This is a genomic window from Terribacillus saccharophilus, assembly GCF_002272745.1.
Classification (GTDB): Bacteria; Bacillota; Bacilli; order Bacillales; family Amphibacillaceae; genus Terribacillus; species Terribacillus saccharophilus_B.
Map to the genome: position 1 here is coordinate 777,586 of NZ_NPBD01000002.1, position 17,091 is coordinate 794,676.

Here is a 17,091-nt window from a genome sequence, read left to right on the forward strand (position 1 = left end):
TCACCACCTGTCCGACAATTTATGCGGATAAAGCTGCAAGAAAAAATCCTCTCTGCCTTATCGGAAAGAGAGGACTGCCTTTACAAAATTAGATGCCGTCTTCCTCATCAGTAAGTGTATTCAGCATTTCTTCGACCATTTCCCATTCTTCCTCACTGTCGATCTGGAATAATGTAAGATCTTTGTCATCGCCCTTTTCTTCATAGCGGAAAGCGAACACTTCGACTTCATCATCCGCATCAGCTTGTTCAGCCGGTACGACAGCAATATATGAATGTCCAGTTTCATCCACGTCGAAATTGAACAAGACCTCAAATAAATGTTCTTCTCCATTTTCGTCTGGGATAATAATACGTTCTTTTTCTTCCAATGCCATATGACTACACTCCTTATTGTTTCGAATCCAGAAAGCCTTGCAGAATCATGACTGCTGCCATCTTATCGATTACTTTTTTTCGTTTCTTACGGCTAAGGTCAGCTTCAAGCAGCACTCGTTCAGCTGCCATCGTCGTCAGACGCTCGTCCCAAAGCACGGTCTCGAGCTTAAATTCATCTTTGATCCATTGGGAGAAAACTTGTGAAGCTTCTCCTCTTGGACCAATTGTACCATTCATATTCTTCGGCAAGCCAATGACAGCTCTCTGTACGTCATGTTGCTGAATGATCTGCTCCAGTTCATTTCTGGCTGTATCATAATCTTCTTCATTCCAATGAATAGTAGTCAAACCCTGGGCAGTCCAGCCAAGTCCATCGCTGACTGCCACACCGATCGTTTTGGATCCGACATCCAATCCAATCGTCTTTAGTATGTCAGTCATGATTTGTTCTGTTCCAAATAAAATTTTACCAATTGTTCCACAATCTCATCCCGCTCCATACGGCGGATCAGATTTCTAGCATCTTTATGCCGGGGAATATAAGCCGGGTCCCCAGACAGCAAATAGCCGACAATCTGATTAATCGGATTGTATCCTTTTTCCCGCAATGCTTCGTATACGGACATTAGTACTTCCCGGACATTTTCGTCCATAGGTTCTTCCGGAAAGTTGAATTTCATCGTTTTATCCATCGAACTCAAGTGAAGCCACCTCGCTTTATTTGCCAGTCTTTTTTTCAGTATATACTTTTCTGTCGGATTTGGAAAATCAAAGCTGTTCTTCGACATATACTGCCGCATATGCGAGTGCATCCGGCACCTGCTCTGGATTTTTACCGCCAGCCTGCGCCATATCTGGTCGGCCTCCTCCACCGCCTCCGCAGCGTTTCGCAGTTTCTTTAATAAGGTTACCAGCATGCAGACCGCGTCCAATCAAGTCTTTGGATACTCCAGCTGCAAGCTGTACCTTGCCTTCAGCTGTTGCTGCCAAGAGGATAACGCCGCTTTCAAGCTTCTGTTTCAAATCATCGACCATACCGCGAAGCTGGTTCATATCTGCTACATCAACTTGTTCTGCAAGAACTTTAACACCCTTCACTTCTTTCACTTTATCAAGGATATTACCAGCTTCTAACTGAGACAGTTTGCTGCGCAGGCTATCACGTTCCCGCTGTACTTCCTTCATATCCGCAAATACCGCTTCGATTCGGGCAGGTACTTGCTCGCTAGTTGTTTTCAGTTCAGCTGCAGCTTGAGAAAGAATCTGCTGCTGCTGAATTGTGAATCGATAAGCTTCTTTAGAAGTGACTGCTTCGATCCGGCGTGTACCAGCACCAATGCCACTTTCGGACACAATCTTGAACAGACCGATTTGAGATGTGTTTCGAACATGCACACCGCCACACAGCTCCAGGCTGTAGTCACCGATTTGAACTACACGTACAACATCGCCGTATTTCTCACCGAATAGCGCCATGGCACCCATTTCTTTCGCATCACTTAGACTTTGATAGGAAGTGCTTACAGCAAGCTCATCCCAAATTTTTTCGTTAACGATTTCCTCTATCTTCTCCAATTCTTCTTTTGTTACTGCACTGAAATGGGAGAAGTCGAAACGAAGTCGATCTGGAGCAACTAAAGATCCAGCCTGATTAACGTGGGTACCTAGTACGTCCTTCAGAGCTTGATGCAATAGATGCGTTGCTGTATGGTTCTTGACTACGTGCTGACGTCTGCTCGTATCAACTTTTGCATGGACAATTTCCTTCACTTGAATTTGCCCTCGCTTCACTACTGCTTGATGCAGATTTTGACCTTTTGGTGCTTTTTTGACTGCTTGTACGAAAACTGTCGCTGTTTCGGTCGTCACCCAGCCTTCATCTGCTACTTGTCCGCCGCTTTCTGCGTAGAATGGCGTTTCTTCCAGGATGAAGAAGATTTCGTCTCCCTCAACGGCTACATCAGCAAGCTGTTTATCTTTTACGATTGCAAGGATCGCTGTATCTGTTTCTGTACGGTCATAACCGACATACGTGCTTTCTGCTTCTACTTCCTGCAGAACGCTATCCTGTACGTGCATGCTGTTGACTTTCTGGCGTGCATCACGAGCACGTTCACGCTGCTGCTTCATTTCTTCCTCAAAACCTGCTTCATCAATCGTGAAGCCTTCTTCACTAACATATTCCTCTGTCAGTTCTTTCGGGAAACCATACGTATCATAAAGACGGAATACTTCTGTGCCAGGGAAGACATTGCTGCCTTTCTCTTTCTCTTCTGCTACGATCCGGTTCAGGATAGTCAGACCATCTGCAAGAGTTTCATGGAAACGTTCTTCCTCTGTCTGAATGACTGTCTCGATGAATTCACGTTTTTCAAGGATTTGCGGGTAGAAAGCATCCATAATTTCACCTACAACCGGCACAAGCTCCTTCATAAACGCCTTTTCGATGCCAATGTTCTTCGCATAACGTACTGCACGACGAATTAGACGACGGAGTACATAGCCTCGTCCTTCATTGGAAGGAAGTGCTCCATCACTGATCGCGAAGGATACAGTACGGATATGATCGGCAATAACTTTGAATGCTGTATCATCTGTTGCTGTTTCACCATATGCTTTTTTCGCAAACGTAGCCGTCTTCTCGATGATCGGCATGAATAGATCTGTTTCGAAGTTCGTTTTCGTGTCCTGAATAACACATACCATTCGTTCCAGACCCATCCCTGTATCAATGTTCTGTTTCGGAAGCGGTGTATATGTGTGATCTGGATTATGGTTGAACTGGCTGAACACTAGGTTCCAAATTTCTAGATAGCGCTCGTTCTCACCACCCGGGTAAAGTTCTGGATCAGATGAATCATTACCGTATTCTTCCCCGCGATCATAGAAAATTTCAGAGTTCGGACCACTCGGGCCTTCACCGATATCCCAGAAGTTTTCTTCCGTACGAATGATTCGCTCTTCTGGCAATTTAACTAGATCACGCCACATCTGATACGCTTCTTCATCTTCCGGGTGAACTGTTACGGATAATCGTTCCGGATCAAAACCGATCCATTTTTTGTCTGTTAAAAACTCCCATGCCCAAAGGATTGCTTCTTTTTTGAAATAGTCCCCAATAGAGAAGTTTCCAAGCATTTCGAAAAACGTATGATGGCGGGCTGTAAAGCCTACATTTTCAATATCATTTGTACGGATGCTTTTTTGTGCATTCACGATACGTGGGTTCTCAGGCACAACTCGTCCGTCAAAATATTTCTTCAGCGTTGCAACGCCACTATTGATCCATAGCAAGGAAGGATCTTCAATCGGCACAAGTGAAGCACTTGGCTCGACGCTATGTCCTTTCTCCTTGAAGAAATCGAGGAATTTCTGTCTTACTTCAGCAGACGTTAATCTTTCCATAAAAATGCCTCCTTTATTATGTAAACACACAAAAAACTCCCGATCCTGCCATATGCAGGGACGAGAGTATGATCGCGGTACCACCCTGATTATAGACCGGAAATTGGTCTATCACCTTTAGGCGCGGATAACGGTGCGCAGCCGATAAGGATTAACTCAGAGCTCCGGTATAGCTTTCCATCACACTTTTATGGAGATTCTTCCAGCCTAGGAATCTCCTCTCTTAATAAAAGGACGTCATGTACTTGTACCTTCATCGCTTTTAGCTATAAATCTAAGCGTTAGTATAGATAAAAAAGCGGATTTTGTCAAACATCCGCCTCCTTTGCTGTATCCAGGCAGGCTTTGATAATCGTCAGACATGGAACAGCGGCGATCATACCAATAATACCCCCAAGTTCCCCGCCTACAAGCAAGGCAAAAATGATCAGAAGCGGATGGGTATGGATGCTTTTGCCGACGATAAAGGGAGAAAGCAGGTTCCCTTCAATCAATTGAATAATAAAAACCATGATTCCAGCAAGGAGAGCCGTTTTCGGGCTGATAGTTATTCCGACGAGAATAGCAGGAACGGCCCCGATAATCGGACCGAAATAAGGAATGATATTCGTCGCCCCTACCAGTAAAGCTAATACCAAAGAATACGGTAGCTTAATTAGCGTGAACGCAGTCCAAGTCAGAAGACTGACGATACAGCTGACAAGCAGCACGCCGCGAATATAGTAGCCTAGATTATTATCAATGCGCAGCACTAAGCTTTTGACCCTGCTCCGGTAACGGCGAGGCAGAAGCATAAGACCTGCATTACCGATTTTATCCGTATCTTTCAGCATATAAAAGACGATAACCGGCGTAACGACAAGAAAAATGACTACTTGCGGCAGCTTGTTCCATATATGCAGGATATCTTTTAGAAATCCTTCTGCACGCTGTTCCAAGCCATGCAGTATGCTATCCATTTGATCATGCACTGTTTCCGGCAGGAATGCTGTCCGTTCATACATGAATTGCACATAATGATCATAACGTTGTGTCAACACCGGCAGATTATGGCTGAATTCCTTTACCTGACTGATCAGAACCGGAAAGCCTTTGTACAGCAGGAGCCCGGTAAGCCCAAAAAACAGCGTATAAATAATCAGAATCGACAGCCAGCGCGGCAGTCGCCACGCAGCAAGAACATCAATGACTGGATGAAGCAAATAAGCAATCAAGCCTGCAATGATGAAAGGCAGGAATAGTCCGCCTAAAAATAGCAGAAACGAACGATAAAATGGGTATAACTTAATTATCAGAAAGCAGAGCAGCAAGGCGACGACAATCGTCACCATCCAGAGGAGAACACGATAAAGACGGGATGCCTCTTTCATATTACTAGAATGATGCGCCGTCGCATTTCCGTTCATCATCTGTGAACAAATCATCAAGGGAACTCAACGAGCCATCTTCCTCTACTTGATGCAGGAAGAGCATCTCATTTTTATACGACAGTTCGATAAAACAGCCCCAGCAATAATACTGTTCAGGTCCTATTTTTCCGATATCCTTGCTGCTGCAGTTCGGACATTTTAACATGTTGGATCACTCCAAATTCTTTTTACATGTTAGAATGTCCAATTATTTCCGCGTATATACTACATGAAATCGTATGGAGAGATATCTTCCTGCTCAGCTTCTGCCTCACGCAGCATCCGATCGATGTCATCTCCCTCTTCACGGAAACCAAGATGCTCCACAAGGGAAGTATAGCGCTGGTTCGTATCTTCGGTTTGAATTCCTTGGAGAAACGCCTGCTTTTCCCCGACAAGGATCAAGGAACGCTGTGCTCTCGTTATCCCAGTGTACAGCAGATTTTTACGAAGCATCCTGCGATAACCCGGTACGACAGGCAAAATAACGATTGGAAATTCACTGCCCTGGGATTTATGGATAGAAATACAATACGCATGCATTAGATTCGATAAATCCTTGCTTTCATAGACAACTTCTTTTTCCTCAAAGGCAACGACAAGCTGCTCCTTCTGCTCGATATTTTCTTCTTCCCGAAACAAAGCGACTACTTCACCGATGTCTCCATTGAAGACGCCTTCCTCCGGGTCATTGACAAGCTGAATGACTTTGTCACCCTTACGGAAAATAACATCTTTTGCCGCCATCTCCCGCTTCTGCTTGTCCTTTGGATTGACGAGCTGCTGGAGCTGTTTATTCAATTCATGAATACCAGCCTGCGAGCGATACATCGGAGCCAGTAGCTGCACATCGCGCAAATCCCAGCCTTTTTCGACGGCCCTGCCAACAATTTGAGTAATCACATCGACGACTTGATGTTCCCGGCAAGGAATGAAGTTGAAATCCTTATCCTTCTCCAGTTCGTCTTGTGATAATGTTCCATTTTTGATAGCATGGGCAATCGTAATGATTTTCGATCCTTCTTTTTGTCGATACACATCTTTTAGCATCACACGCGGTACCGCCTCTGAACGAAGTAAATCAGACAGCACCTGCCCTGGACCGACAGAAGGCAATTGATCCTCATCACCGACAAGCAGTACTTGCATATCATCTGGAATGGCTTTGAATAATCGGTTTGCCAGCCAAATATCGACCATCGAAAATTCATCAACGATCAGCAGCCTTCCAGCTAGCGGATTATCTTCATCTCGTTCGAATGAGTCGTTGCCGTCCCACCCTAACAAACGATGGATTGTGCTGGCTGGAATATTAGTTGATTCATTCATTCGCTTGGCTGCCCTTCCGGTTGGAGCAGTCAGGACGAATGGATAATTCTCATCTTTGTCTTTATAGTCCTTCGGATCGAGAGACAGTTCATGCAGTTCGGCATAAGCTTTGATGAACCCTTTGATAACCGTCGTTTTACCAGTTCCCGGTCCCCCAGTCAAGATCATCACCTTTGATTGCAGCGCCTGCTCGATTGCTTCAAACTGTTCTTTCCCGTAGCTGATCGTCTCCGCTTCCTCCATCTTGCCGATAATCTTCAGAAGCTCTGCCTGGATAATTTCCGTTTTGGTTTCTTTTTCGGTCAATCGCTGCATATGACTGCAAAAACCTGTCTCTGCAAAGTAAAGCATCGGATGATAAATCCGCTCTTCTTGTTTGACAACCTTTTTCTGAGCGTGCAGCACACCAAGCTGTTCTTCAATCTGGTCTGCCCCGATTCCAAATTGCGCGCTGCGCAAAAGAGCAGCTGCTTGTTTAAGCACTTCTTCATTCGGCAAATAGACATGACCTGCCTGCATGCTGTCTTGCAGCACCATCAAGCATGCGGCCTGAAGCCGGCTGTCATGGTCCATTGCCAGGTTATTCTTACGAGCAGCTTCATCCGCCCGATGAAAACCGAAGCCCTCAATGTCAAATACATACTGGTACGGATCCTTCTCCAGTACTTGGATTGCTTCATCGCGATACACCTTATAGATTTTCTGTGCAAGCTTCAGCCCGATACCATACTTCGACAGATGTACCATCACGTGGTCGAATCCCTGATGCGTACGCAGATCGTGGAGGAACCGTTCTTTCTTCTCATCGTTCAGCCCTTGAATACCATCCAGCAATTCCGGATTTGATAGAACATCTGCTATCGCATTCTCACCGAGCTTCGCTACAATTCTTTCCGCAATCCGTTTTCCGATACCATAGAACAGATCACTGGAAAGATACTGAATAAGCCCATCCTTTGTTTCCGGCATATACCGTTTGTATTCCGTCACTTCATACTGTTCACCGAATCGTTTATGACTGACCATTGAACCATAAAACAGATAGGGCTCGCCTTGGTCCAGTTCCCCGATATACCCTTTGATGACGATATCCTTCTCTTCAATCGTCTCGTTGGTTTCTAATACCTTGATCCGGACAATGGAAAACTGTTCTTCTTCTTTCCGGAAAATCGTATGCAATAATTCACCTTTCACAAAGCCTTTTGGGCTTTCGGCAGTCTCCCCATATTCCATACGCCTGTGCTCCTTACTCTTCGTTCTCGATTTGCTCCATAATTAGTTCAATTTGCACCTTTCCGTGCATAGCCATTTCATGATCAGGCTGTGCTTCGAGTGCTTTATCCATATAAGCGAACGCTTTTTCAAACTGCTGCTGGTACAGATACGCGACACCTACATTATACAGGGCATCGCTATGATTTGGACTCCATTCCAGAAGGTCAAGCAGCACCTGCTGCGCTGTATCAACTTCTCCTGCGTTCGCTAGTGCCAAACCATATTGGAAAACGATGGCTGCATCACGATCCTCAAGCTCCGTAGCACGCTGCAAGTAAGGAAGTGCAAGCTTTTCCTGTCCAGTCTGCTGTAACGACATACCAAGCAGATAATGGACGTCCCCTTCATCCAGACCAAGTTTCACTGCTTCCATCAGCTGCTGAATCGCCTTATCATACATTTCTCCCGTGTAATACATACTTCCGAGACCATAATAAGCTGTCGCAGCTTTTTCATCAAGCTCGATGGCACGCTGGAAGAAACGCTCTGCTTTCTCCAATTCATTCATCCGCATCAGTAGATTACCAAAATTGACATATCCAACTGGATCGTTTGGATTTTCTTCGATAGCTATATTAAAATGCTTTGCAGCTTCCTCAAGATCCTGCTTCTGCAAAGCTTCTATTCCTAATTTAATATGATCCATTTTTTCACTCCTCTATGTAAGGGAAACCCTTGCCATAAGACAAGGGTTTCTGTTTTAACCGACGTATTCAAGCTGTTGTTCGTTCTTGATGATATCATCGATTGTACCGCCGCCAAGACATACATCTTCATCATAGAAGACAACTGCTTGTCCTGGTGTAATTGCTCGCTGCGGTTCATGGAAATCGACACGTACTTTGTTATCACCGATTGGTGTAACCGTCACTTTGCTGTCTTTTTGGCGGTAACGGAACTTAGCAGTTACCGTAATCGGTTCAGACAGTTCTGTTTCGGAAACCCAGCTCATATCCGTAGCGATTAGAGCATCGGAGTACAAACTATCATGATTAAAGCCTTGTTCTACATACAAGATATTTTCCTTCAGGTTTTTCCCGACAACGAACCATGGTTCGCCTTCTCCGCCGATACCAAGACCTTGACGCTGCCCGATTGTATAATACATAAGACCGTCGTGTTTACCTTTTACCACGCCGTCAAGTGTGGACATGACGCCAGGCTGTGCTGGCAGGTACTCGCTTAGGAAGCTCTTGAAATTGCGCTCTCCGATGAAGCAAATACCAGTGGAATCTTTTTTCGTTGCAGTAGCAAGATTGTTTTCAGCTGCGATACGACGTACTTCTTTCTTGTCCATTCCTCCTAATGGGAACATAACTTTAGAAAGAGTTGATTCTGTCAGCTGGTTTAGGAAATATGTTTGGTCCTTATTTTCATCCAAGCCGCGCAGCATAACTGTCTTGCCGTCACGCTCTTCCACTTGTGCATAATGTCCTGTTGCTAAATAGTCTGCTCCAAGAGACATAGCGTGGTCCATGAAAGCTTTGAATTTGATTTCTTTGTTGCACATTACGTCAGGGTTCGGCGTGCGTCCAGCTTTGTATTCGTCAAGGAAGTACGTGAATACTTTATCCCAATACTGCTTTTCGAAGTTCACCCCGTAATATGGAATACCGATTTGGTTTGCAACTTTTTTAACATCTTCATAATCTTCTGTAGCGGTACAGAAGCCATTTTCATCTGTATCGTCCCAGTTTTTCATGAAGATGCCGACTACGTCGTACCCTTGCTGTTTAAGCAATAGGGCAGCAACGGAAGAATCGACACCGCCGCTCATACCGACGACAACACGAATATCTTTGTTTTCTTTCATCTTTGTCACTCCTTTCCTTTTGTTAGACGTTTTATAATAGCAGCGACTGTCTGGGCAGCCTCTGCGACGGATTCAGCTGTGTTGCCATATCCGAAACTGAAACGGATACTGTTCGTGACACGCTCATCATCACCGTACATCGTTTTCAATACATGTGATGGATCGACAGAACCTGCTGTACAGGCACTACCGCTGGATACAGTAACACCGGACAAATCAAAATTCATCAGTAGAGATTCAACATTTGTCCCCGGAAAACTGATGTTGACTATTCCAGCTGAACGCTGACCTGATTCTCCATTAATGGAAAAATCGATTCCAGCGATTTTAAGCTCAGAAATGAAAGTATCCTGAAGCATCTGATACGCTGCTTTGCGTTCTGTCCGTTTTTGCATTGCAAGTTCTGCTGCTTTACCAAAACCTGCAATTGAGGCAACATTTTCTGTTCCCGCACGGCGTTTGCGCTCCTGTTCCCCGCCGTAAGTGATCGGTTTTATACGTACACCATCAGCTAGATACAAAGCGCCAATTCCTTTTGGACCGTTGATTTTATGTGCTGATACACTCAAAAGGTCGACTCCAAGTGTTTTCACATCAATCTCCTCTGTTCCATAAGCTTGGACAGCATCAGTATGGAAATATGCAGGATGGGATTGAAGCAAGTCCCCAATTGCTTGGATCGGCTGCTTGACACCTGTTTCATTATTGATCATCATCACAGATACAAGTACCGTGTCCGGTCGAAGTGCTGCTTGCAAATCAGCAAGCTTAATTGCTCCTGACGCGTCGGCCGGCAGATATGTCACCTCAAAGCCTTGGCTTTCCAGATAGTTGGCTGCATGTAGTGTAGCATGATGCTCGATTGCAGTTGTAATAATATGCTTACCTTGTTCTTGGCAGGCATTCGCCACACCAATGAGAGCCATATTATCAGCTTCTGTTCCTCCGCTCGTGAAAATAATCTGTTTATCCGTTGCACCGATGCTTGCTGCAACTCTCTCACGTGCAACATCCACGATATGCCGTGCTTCTCTGCCGAATGCATGAACACTGGATGGATTGCCGAATGTGCCCTCCATCACCGGAATCATCGCCTGAATGACGTCCGGGTGCATTGGAGATGTCGCGGCGTGATCAAGATAGATTGGTTTCATAACTGCTTGCCTCCATTAAATATAAAACATATACGGATCTGTACTCTCATCATCTCCATGACGGCAAAGATCCTCTAAAGTTGTCGTATCCAATACGTCCCTGACGGCATCACGGATGCGCAGCCAAAGCTGCTGCTTAGCTGGCTCTTCCTCTTCGATTCCCTCGACAGGTGTAATCGGACCTTCAAGCGTACGGATGATATCTCCAGCCGTAATCTCTGCTGGCGGTGATGCTAACATGTAGCCGCCCTTGGCGCCGCGGATACTCTTGACCAGACAGGCATTCCTGAGCGGTGCAGCGAGCTGCTCCAAATAATGCTCGGACAATTTATTTTCTGTCGCAATAGTCTTCAAGGAGACTGGTCCTTCTCCATAATGCTTTCCTAATGCGATCATGATAGTCAATCCATATCGTCCTTTAGTCGATATTTTCATCTCTTAAAACTCCTCATAACTGCCTCAGTAATGTGCGGTTTTCAAAACAATAACGATTATTATACCAGAAAATATTATACCATGGATAGCAAGTGGCTTGCATTTTCCCCGGTCGCTGGATACGCTAAGACAAGCAGAAACAGGATGGAGGAATAATTATGGCCAGACAACCATTAGCTTACCGCATGCGGCCGAAGGATATCAGCCAGATCATCGGCCAAAAACATCTCGTAGGAGAAGGTAAAATGATCCGGCGAATGGTGGAGGCGGACCGATTGAGCTCGATGATTCTTTACGGACCGCCTGGGACGGGGAAAACGTCGATGGCCATCGCGCTTGCTTCCAGTGTTCAGATTCGGTACAAGCTCCTGAATGCGGTAGTGGACAAGAAAAAGGATATGGAGATTGCGGTAGAAGAAGCGAAGATGAGCGGTCAGCTCGTTCTTATACTAGATGAGGTCCATCGTCTTGATAAAGCGAAGCAGGATTTCCTTCTTCCGCATGTTGAGAGCAATTTAATAACATTGATTGGTTGCACAACGAGCAATCCCTATCATTCTATAAATCCGGCAATCCGGAGTCGATGCCATCTGTTCGAATTGAATAGCCTGGAACCGGCGGATGTAAAAGAAGCACTCGGGCGCGCAGTAGATGATCCTGACCAAGGACTGGGCGCTATGCAGCTGGACATAACGAAAGATGCATTGGAGCATTTTGCAAGTTCATCAGGCGGCGATTTGCGGGCAGCATTGAACGGTCTGGAACTTGCCGCTTATTCTACCCCAGCACAAGATGGGACTGTCCAAATTGATTTGGAAGTTGCAGAAGCTTGCATGCAAAAGAAAAGCTTTTCTCATGATAAAGACGGCGACGCACATTATGATGTACTGAGCGCTTTCCAGAAATCGATACGCGGCAGCGACGTAAATGCAGCCTTACATTATCTGGCCCGTTTAATTGAAGCAGGCGACCTTGACAGTATTGGGCGCCGGTTGATTGTGTGCGCCTACGAAGATATTGGGCTAGCCAATCCGCAAGCAGGACCTCGGGCTTTAGCTGCAGTAGAAGCAGCTGAACGCGTAGGTTTCCCTGAAGCACGTATTCCTTTGGCTAACGCAATCGTAGAACTCTGTTTATCTCCTAAATCAAACAGCGCTTATAAGGGCATTAATGCTGCACTGTCGGATATCCGTTCAGGCAAAGTCGGTGAGGTGCCTGCACATCTGAAGGATGCCCATTATCAAGGGGCTAAGCATTTGGGCCGCGGCGTAAATTATCAATATCCGCATGATTATCCAGGTGCTTGGGTGGAGCAGCAATATCTACCCGACCTGCTTAAGAACAGACGATATTATGAACCGGTAGACACAGGCAAGTTTGAACAAGCTCTCAAACAAGTCTATGAACGCGTGACAAAAAGAAAATGAGGTTATAGGTATACGAGCAGTAGTCTGCGGTAACAATAGGGCTAACAGTTTTTATTACTTTCTATGTTTGTAGATTAACAGATAAGAAATGGAGTGTTAGCCCATATGGTTAAAGTAAGACAAGATGCATGGAGTCATGAAGACGACTTATTGCTGGCCGAAACCGTGCTTCGGCATATTCGGGAAGGAAGCACTCAACTGAGAGCCTTCGATGAAGTTGGTGACAAACTGAATCGCACCTCTGCAGCTTGCGGCTTCCGCTGGAACGCGGAAATCCGCAACCGCTACGAACAGGCCGTTGCAATTGCCAAACGACAGCGCAAGGAGAAAAAACGTGCTGAACAAAGAGCGCAGAAACCAGTTGCTGCACCCGTTCATCAGTCAGTACCGGTAATGTCCGTGATGGAAACACAACAAGCTTTCCCGATTACAATGGATGAAGAAACAGCCCGTTTTGAAGCAGAGATTGCACAAGAGACATTCATTGTTGGTGAACATACTGAAACTAAAACAGAGACCGATAGCGGCATGCAAGCTGATGATCTGAACCTGTCTCAGGTAATCAGCTACTTGCAATCATTGGAGCAAGGTTATCAAACTAGTGAAACGAGCCGGCATACCATTCATCAGCTGGAAGCCGAGAACCATAACCTCCGCCATGTAAACGAACAGCTTACAGAAGAATGCGAGAGCTTAAAAAATCAGCTTAAAACGATGAAAGCTGATTATCAGGTGCTAATACAGATTATGGATCGTGCAAGGAAAATGGTTATCTTCGACGACAAGGATGCCTTTGCACCCCCAGCTTTCAGGATGGACAAAAATGGCAACTTAGAACAAGTCGCAAAATAAAAAGCAGCACATACCCTAGTAGGGTGTGTGCTGCTTTGTTCATTTTTAACGGAAAAATAGCAATCCCGATCGTGCCGTCCTATTGAAGTTTTGAACCCGCTCTCCGCAGGTGGGTGCCCTGATTCGCACTTTATGCGTCCACTCCATGGAGGCTTGCATGCCGCGCGAAGACTTTCGGGCTCCCGTACTTCACTGTAATCGGTCAAAACATATGAAGAACGTACACATCAGGATTGCTATTTGTTTATGGAACTATATTAGCATGGATACACAGAGATTTCAACTGGTAACTCTGTCTATTATGCTTCCTGCCCTGCTGATTTTTTCTGAATATCTAAATACAGCTCATCCAGCTGCTTTTTGCTTACAGGATCCGGAGCATCTGTCAGTGGATCTGTCGCAGATGCAGTTTTCGGGAACAGAATTGTATCCCGAAGGTTTGTGCTGTTGGACAATAGCATGATGAAACGATCGTAACCAAGTGCTATTCCGCCGTGTGGAGGAGCTCCAGATTCTAATGCATCCAATAGGAAGCCAAATTGCTCCTGCGCTTCTTCCTTCGTGAAGCCAAGAACTTCGAACATCCGGTTTTGCAGATCCATTTGATAGATACGCTGCGAACCGCCTCCTAGCTCATAACCATTGAGAACAATGTCATATGCTTCAGCTTTGACAGAGGAAGGATCTGTTTCCAGCTTGTCGATATCTGCTGCTGCCGGCATCGTGAATGGATGATGAGCTGCGTAATAGCGGCCTTCTTCTTCGTCATATTCGAATAACGGCCAATCAGTTACCCAAAGGAAGTTGAATTTTGTTTCATCGATCAGTCCAAGCTCACGGCCAAGCTTATTTCGTAATGCGCCTAAGCTATCAAAGACCACTTTTGTCTTATCTGCAACAAACACTAGCAAGTCACCCGCTTCTGCAGAAAGAACTTCTTTCAGCTGGCTCTGGACAGTTTCATCAAGGAATTTCGCAATTGGCCCTTTCAAACTACCATCAGCTTCTGCTTTGACCCACGCAAGTCCTTTTGCACCATAAATCTTAACAAAATCAGTCAATGCATCGATATCCTTACGTGAGAAGTTAGCCGCCTGTCCTTTGACGTTAATTGCGCTGACGCGGCCACCATTCTGGATTGCATCTTGGAATACTTTGAAGTCAGCAGATTTCACTGCTTCTCTCACATCTATCAATTCTAGTCCGAAACGCGTATCCGGCTTATCAGAACCGAAACGTTCCATTGCTTCTGCATAAGGCAAACGCGGGAATGGCACTTGAACTTCAACGTCCTTCACTTCTTTCATGACACGCTTCATCATGCGTTCTGTCATGCCGATGATATCTTCTGTGGACATGAACGAAGTCTCGATATCTATTTGAGTGAACTCTGGCTGACGGTCAGCGCGCAGATCTTCATCACGGAAACAGCGGGCAATCTGATAATACTTCTCGAAGCCTGAAATCATCAGCAGCTGTTTGAAAAGCTGCGGAGATTGCGGAAGCGCATAAAACTCACCTGGATGCACACGGCTCGGTACAAGATAGTCGCGCGCTCCTTCTGGTGTGCTTTTCGTCAGCATCGGCGTTTCCATCTCGTAAAATTCTTCTTCGTTCAAGAAGTTGCGGATTGCTTGCGTTGCTTGATGGCGAAGACGGAATGTCTCCTGCAGCGGTTTTCTGCGCAAATCAAGATAGCGGTATTTCAAGCGGACATCCTCGGATGCATCTACTTCATCCTCGATTTGGAATGCTGGACTCTTCGCTTTGTTCAAGATACCAATTTCTTCTGCAACAACTTCAATTTCACCAGTTGCCATGTTTGGATTTTTAGTTGCATCTTCGCGCTCCACAACTTTACCAGTAACACTAACTACGAATTCAGAGCGGATTTGCTCAGCAGTTTCTAATGCTTCTTTGGATACATCCGGATTAAAGACGACTTGTACGATTCCGGAACGATCACGAATATCAGCAAAAATCAATCCGCCTAAATCACGTCGTTTCTGTACCCACCCTTTGATTGTTACTGTCTCGCCTGCATGGCTCGTTCGCAGCAGCCCCGCCTTTTGTCTTTCACTCATCCGCTTTTCCTCCATCCAGCTGTTGTTTGATTGTTTCAACAGCTTCTTTGATTGCTACTTCGTTCTGCTGTCCATCTTGCATATTACGCAAGGAAATGACGCCTTTTTCCAGCTCATCTTCACCGAGTACAACAACGAACTTCGCCTGCTGGCGATCGGCAGCCTTGAATTGGCCCTTCATTTTCTTGCCAAGGTAATCCTTATCTGCTGTTACTCCAGCTAAGCGCAGCTGATATGTCAGCTTTGCTGCTTCTTTTTGGACAGCTTCGTCACCAAGTGCAACCACATAAACATCAGTTCCAGCTTGAACAGGCAGTTCAATACCTTCTGCTTCTAATGCAAATAATAGACGTTCTATACTCAGTGCATAACCGATACCTGGTGTGGATGGTCCGCCAATTTCTTCGACAAGACCGTTATAACGTCCCCCGCCTGTGAGAGTCGTAAGAGCACCGAAACCTTCTGCATTACTCATGATTTCAAATGCTGTGTGATTGTAATAATCCAAGCCTCTAACAAGATTCGGATCTACTTCATATGGAATACCGATTGCATCCAGATTCGCTTTAACTCCGTCGAAGTATGCTTTGGATTCGTCATTGAGATAATCATGGATGGATGGTGCGCTCTTCACTTTCGGGTGCTCCCGGTCCTTCTTACAATCAAGTATCCGCAATGGGTTCTTTTCCAGACGATTCTGGCAGTCACTGCATAGCTCATCTTTGACAGGTGTGAAGTGTTCGATCAGAGCTGCTCGGTGTGCATCACGGCTATCTTTATCTCCAAGCGTGTTGATAATCAGTTTCAATGATTTCAAGCCTAACTGCTGATAACCGCTCATTGCCAAGCTGATTACTTCTGCATCGATCGCCGGATCTTCACTACCCAATGCTTCTACACCGAATTGAACGAACTGACGCATGCGTCCTTGCTGCGGTCGCTCATAGCGGAACATCGGTCCGTGATAGAACAGCTTCGTTGGCTGCTCTGGCAACCCATAAAGTTTGTTTTGCACATATGCGCGAACGACAGAAGCCGTTCCTTCTGGTCTCAGCGTCAAGCTGCGATCACCTTTGTCCTTGAATGTGTACATTTCTTTCTGCACGATATCGGTTGTTTCCCCTACACCGCGAAGGAACAACTCTGTGTGTTCAAAAATCGGCACCCTGATTTCTTTGTAGTTGAATTTACTTGCCAGATCTGTCAGTACTTTTTCTGCGTACTGCCACTTTTCCGATGTACCAGGTAAGATATCCTGTGTACCTCTTGGCGCTTTCATCTCCATGTGATAACCTCCTCGACTAATGACCCAATCCCCGGATTCCTAAAAATAACGACAAAAAACCCCCGTCCCTTATAACACAAGGGACGGGAGTTTTTCCCGCGTTGCCACCCTAGTTGGATACAGCTGTATCCCACCTTGGTCAGTTAACGCCTGCTACGTCACTGTCTACTGCGTTGTTCGACAGTGATCCTAAGGAATGTCTTTCAGTTCGAAGCTGTGCCAGGCGCTTGCAGCCAATGACGCCTG

General features: G+C 45.6%; 15 protein-coding genes, 1 other RNA gene and 2 other annotated features (1 of these 18 only partly in view). Of the genes, 2 read left to right on the plus strand and 14 right to left on the minus strand.

Features of this window, described 5'->3' with window-relative positions; all coding sequences use genetic code 11:
* Nucleotides 1-88 precede the first annotated feature (88 nt).
* The 11 genes from CHH58_RS05785 to cymR form a co-directional block, all read right to left on the minus strand.
* Nucleotides 89-376 carry a DUF1292 domain-containing protein gene (locus CHH58_RS05785; protein WP_038561545.1) on the minus strand — a complete coding sequence of 96 codons (288 nt, stop codon included), beginning with the start codon at nt 374-376 and terminating at the stop codon, nt 89-91.
* Nucleotides 377-389: 13 nt separating this feature from the next.
* Nucleotides 390-818 carry a Holliday junction resolvase RuvX gene (ruvX, locus tag CHH58_RS05790; protein WP_095226847.1) on the minus strand — a complete coding sequence of 143 codons (429 nt, stop codon included), beginning with the start codon at nt 816-818 and terminating at the stop codon, nt 390-392.
* On the minus strand, nt 815-1,078 hold the full coding sequence (locus tag CHH58_RS05795; protein ID WP_038561551.1) for an IreB family regulatory phosphoprotein: 264 nt from the start codon (nt 1,076-1,078) through the stop codon (nt 815-817). The genes ruvX and CHH58_RS05795 overlap by 4 nt, the downstream gene beginning before the upstream one ends.
* A 67-nt stretch (nt 1,079-1,145) precedes the next feature.
* On the minus strand, nt 1,146-3,782 hold the full coding sequence (gene alaS / locus CHH58_RS05800) for an alanine--tRNA ligase (protein WP_095262156.1): 2,637 nt from the start codon (nt 3,780-3,782) through the stop codon (nt 1,146-1,148).
* Between the two features lie 53 nt (nt 3,783-3,835).
* Nucleotides 3,836-4,048 (minus strand) — a binding site (T-box leader).
* Nucleotides 4,049-4,090: 42 nt separating this feature from the next.
* Complete coding sequence (locus tag CHH58_RS05805) at nt 4,091-5,191, minus strand: AI-2E family transporter (protein WP_170937533.1); 1,101 nt, start codon at nt 5,189-5,191, stop codon at nt 4,091-4,093.
* A complete protein-coding gene (locus CHH58_RS05810; RefSeq protein ID WP_095226844.1) occupies nt 5,157-5,357 on the minus strand; it encodes a hypothetical protein in 201 nt (66 codons plus the stop codon). The genes CHH58_RS05805 and CHH58_RS05810 overlap by 35 nt, the downstream gene beginning before the upstream one ends.
* 59 nt (nt 5,358-5,416) lie before the next feature.
* Complete coding sequence (gene recD2 / locus CHH58_RS05815; RefSeq protein WP_095232875.1) at nt 5,417-7,753, minus strand: SF1B family DNA helicase RecD2; 2,337 nt, start codon at nt 7,751-7,753, stop codon at nt 5,417-5,419.
* Nucleotides 7,754-7,766: 13 nt separating this feature from the next.
* Nucleotides 7,767-8,441 carry a tetratricopeptide repeat protein gene (locus CHH58_RS05820; RefSeq protein WP_095232876.1) on the minus strand — a complete coding sequence of 225 codons (675 nt, stop codon included), beginning with the start codon at nt 8,439-8,441 and terminating at the stop codon, nt 7,767-7,769.
* 54 nt (nt 8,442-8,495) lie between these two features.
* Complete coding sequence (gene mnmA / locus CHH58_RS05825; protein ID WP_095232877.1) at nt 8,496-9,608, minus strand: tRNA 2-thiouridine(34) synthase MnmA; 1,113 nt, start codon at nt 9,606-9,608, stop codon at nt 8,496-8,498.
* A 5-nt stretch (nt 9,609-9,613) separates the two neighbouring features.
* On the minus strand, nt 9,614-10,762 hold the full coding sequence (locus CHH58_RS05830; protein ID WP_095232878.1) for a cysteine desulfurase family protein: 1,149 nt from the start codon (nt 10,760-10,762) through the stop codon (nt 9,614-9,616).
* 15 nt (nt 10,763-10,777) lie between these two features.
* Nucleotides 10,778-11,197 (minus strand): cysteine metabolism transcriptional regulator CymR, encoded by a 420-nt coding sequence (cymR, locus tag CHH58_RS05835; protein WP_095226839.1) that lies wholly within the window; start codon nt 11,195-11,197, stop codon nt 10,778-10,780.
* Between the two features lie 158 nt (nt 11,198-11,355).
* On the opposite strand from cymR, the gene CHH58_RS05840 reads away from it, so the two are divergent.
* Together CHH58_RS05840 and CHH58_RS05845 are read left to right on the plus strand one after the other, a co-directional pair.
* A complete protein-coding gene (locus CHH58_RS05840; RefSeq protein WP_095260722.1) occupies nt 11,356-12,624 on the plus strand; it encodes a replication-associated recombination protein A in 1,269 nt (422 codons plus the stop codon).
* Nucleotides 12,625-12,729: 105 nt separating this feature from the next.
* Entirely contained in the window at nt 12,730-13,476 is a 747-nt protein-coding gene (locus tag CHH58_RS05845; protein ID WP_095232880.1) for an RsfA family transcriptional regulator, read from the plus strand.
* 58 nt (nt 13,477-13,534) lie between these two features.
* Here CHH58_RS05845 and ssrS read toward each other — a convergent pair.
* The 3 genes from ssrS to hisS form a co-directional block, all read right to left on the minus strand.
* Nucleotides 13,535-13,713, minus strand: a non-coding RNA gene (ssrS, locus tag CHH58_RS05850) — 6S RNA.
* A gap of 62 nt (nt 13,714-13,775) precedes the next feature.
* On the minus strand, nt 13,776-15,560 hold the full coding sequence (gene aspS, locus CHH58_RS05855; RefSeq protein ID WP_095226836.1) for an aspartate--tRNA ligase: 1,785 nt from the start codon (nt 15,558-15,560) through the stop codon (nt 13,776-13,778).
* Nucleotides 15,553-16,845, minus strand: a complete 1,293-nt coding sequence (gene hisS, locus CHH58_RS05860) for a histidine--tRNA ligase (protein ID WP_095226835.1) — start codon at nt 16,843-16,845, stop codon at nt 15,553-15,555. Before hisS ends, aspS begins: the two co-directional genes overlap by 8 nt.
* 76 nt (nt 16,846-16,921) lie before the next feature.
* Nucleotides 16,922-17,091: a binding site (T-box leader), on the minus strand (it continues 49 nt past the right edge of the window).

Coding starts and splice junctions, on each gene's coding strand:
- CHH58_RS05785 (WP_038561545.1), bottom strand. CDS start 376: ATGGCATTGGAAGAAAAAGAACGTATTATTATCCCAGACGAAAATGGA.
- ruvX (WP_095226847.1), bottom strand. CDS start 818: ATGACTGACATACTAAAGACGATTGGATTGGATGTCGGATCCAAAACG.
- alaS (WP_095262156.1), bottom strand. CDS start 3,782: ATGGAAAGATTAACGTCTGCTGAAGTAAGACAGAAATTCCTCGATTTC.
- CHH58_RS05805 (WP_170937533.1), bottom strand. CDS start 5,191: ATGATGAACGGAAATGCGACGGCGCATCATTCTAGTAATATGAAAGAG.
- CHH58_RS05810 (WP_095226844.1), bottom strand. CDS start 5,357: ATGTTAAAATGTCCGAACTGCAGCAGCAAGGATATCGGAAAAATAGGA.
- recD2 (WP_095232875.1), bottom strand. CDS start 7,753: ATGGAATATGGGGAGACTGCCGAAAGCCCAAAAGGCTTTGTGAAAGGT.
- CHH58_RS05820 (WP_095232876.1), bottom strand. CDS start 8,441: ATGGATCATATTAAATTAGGAATAGAAGCTTTGCAGAAGCAGGATCTT.
- mnmA (WP_095232877.1), bottom strand. CDS start 9,608: ATGAAAGAAAACAAAGATATTCGTGTTGTCGTCGGTATGAGCGGCGGT.
- CHH58_RS05830 (WP_095232878.1), bottom strand. CDS start 10,762: ATGAAACCAATCTATCTTGATCACGCCGCGACATCTCCAATGCACCCG.
- cymR (WP_095226839.1), bottom strand. CDS start 11,197: ATGAAAATATCGACTAAAGGACGATATGGATTGACTATCATGATCGCA.
- CHH58_RS05840 (WP_095260722.1), top strand. CDS start 11,356: ATGGCCAGACAACCATTAGCTTACCGCATGCGGCCGAAGGATATCAGC.
- CHH58_RS05845 (WP_095232880.1), top strand. CDS start 12,730: ATGGTTAAAGTAAGACAAGATGCATGGAGTCATGAAGACGACTTATTG.
- aspS (WP_095226836.1), bottom strand. CDS start 15,560: ATGAGTGAAAGACAAAAGGCGGGGCTGCTGCGAACGAGCCATGCAGGC.
- hisS (WP_095226835.1), bottom strand. CDS start 16,845: ATGGAGATGAAAGCGCCAAGAGGTACACAGGATATCTTACCTGGTACA.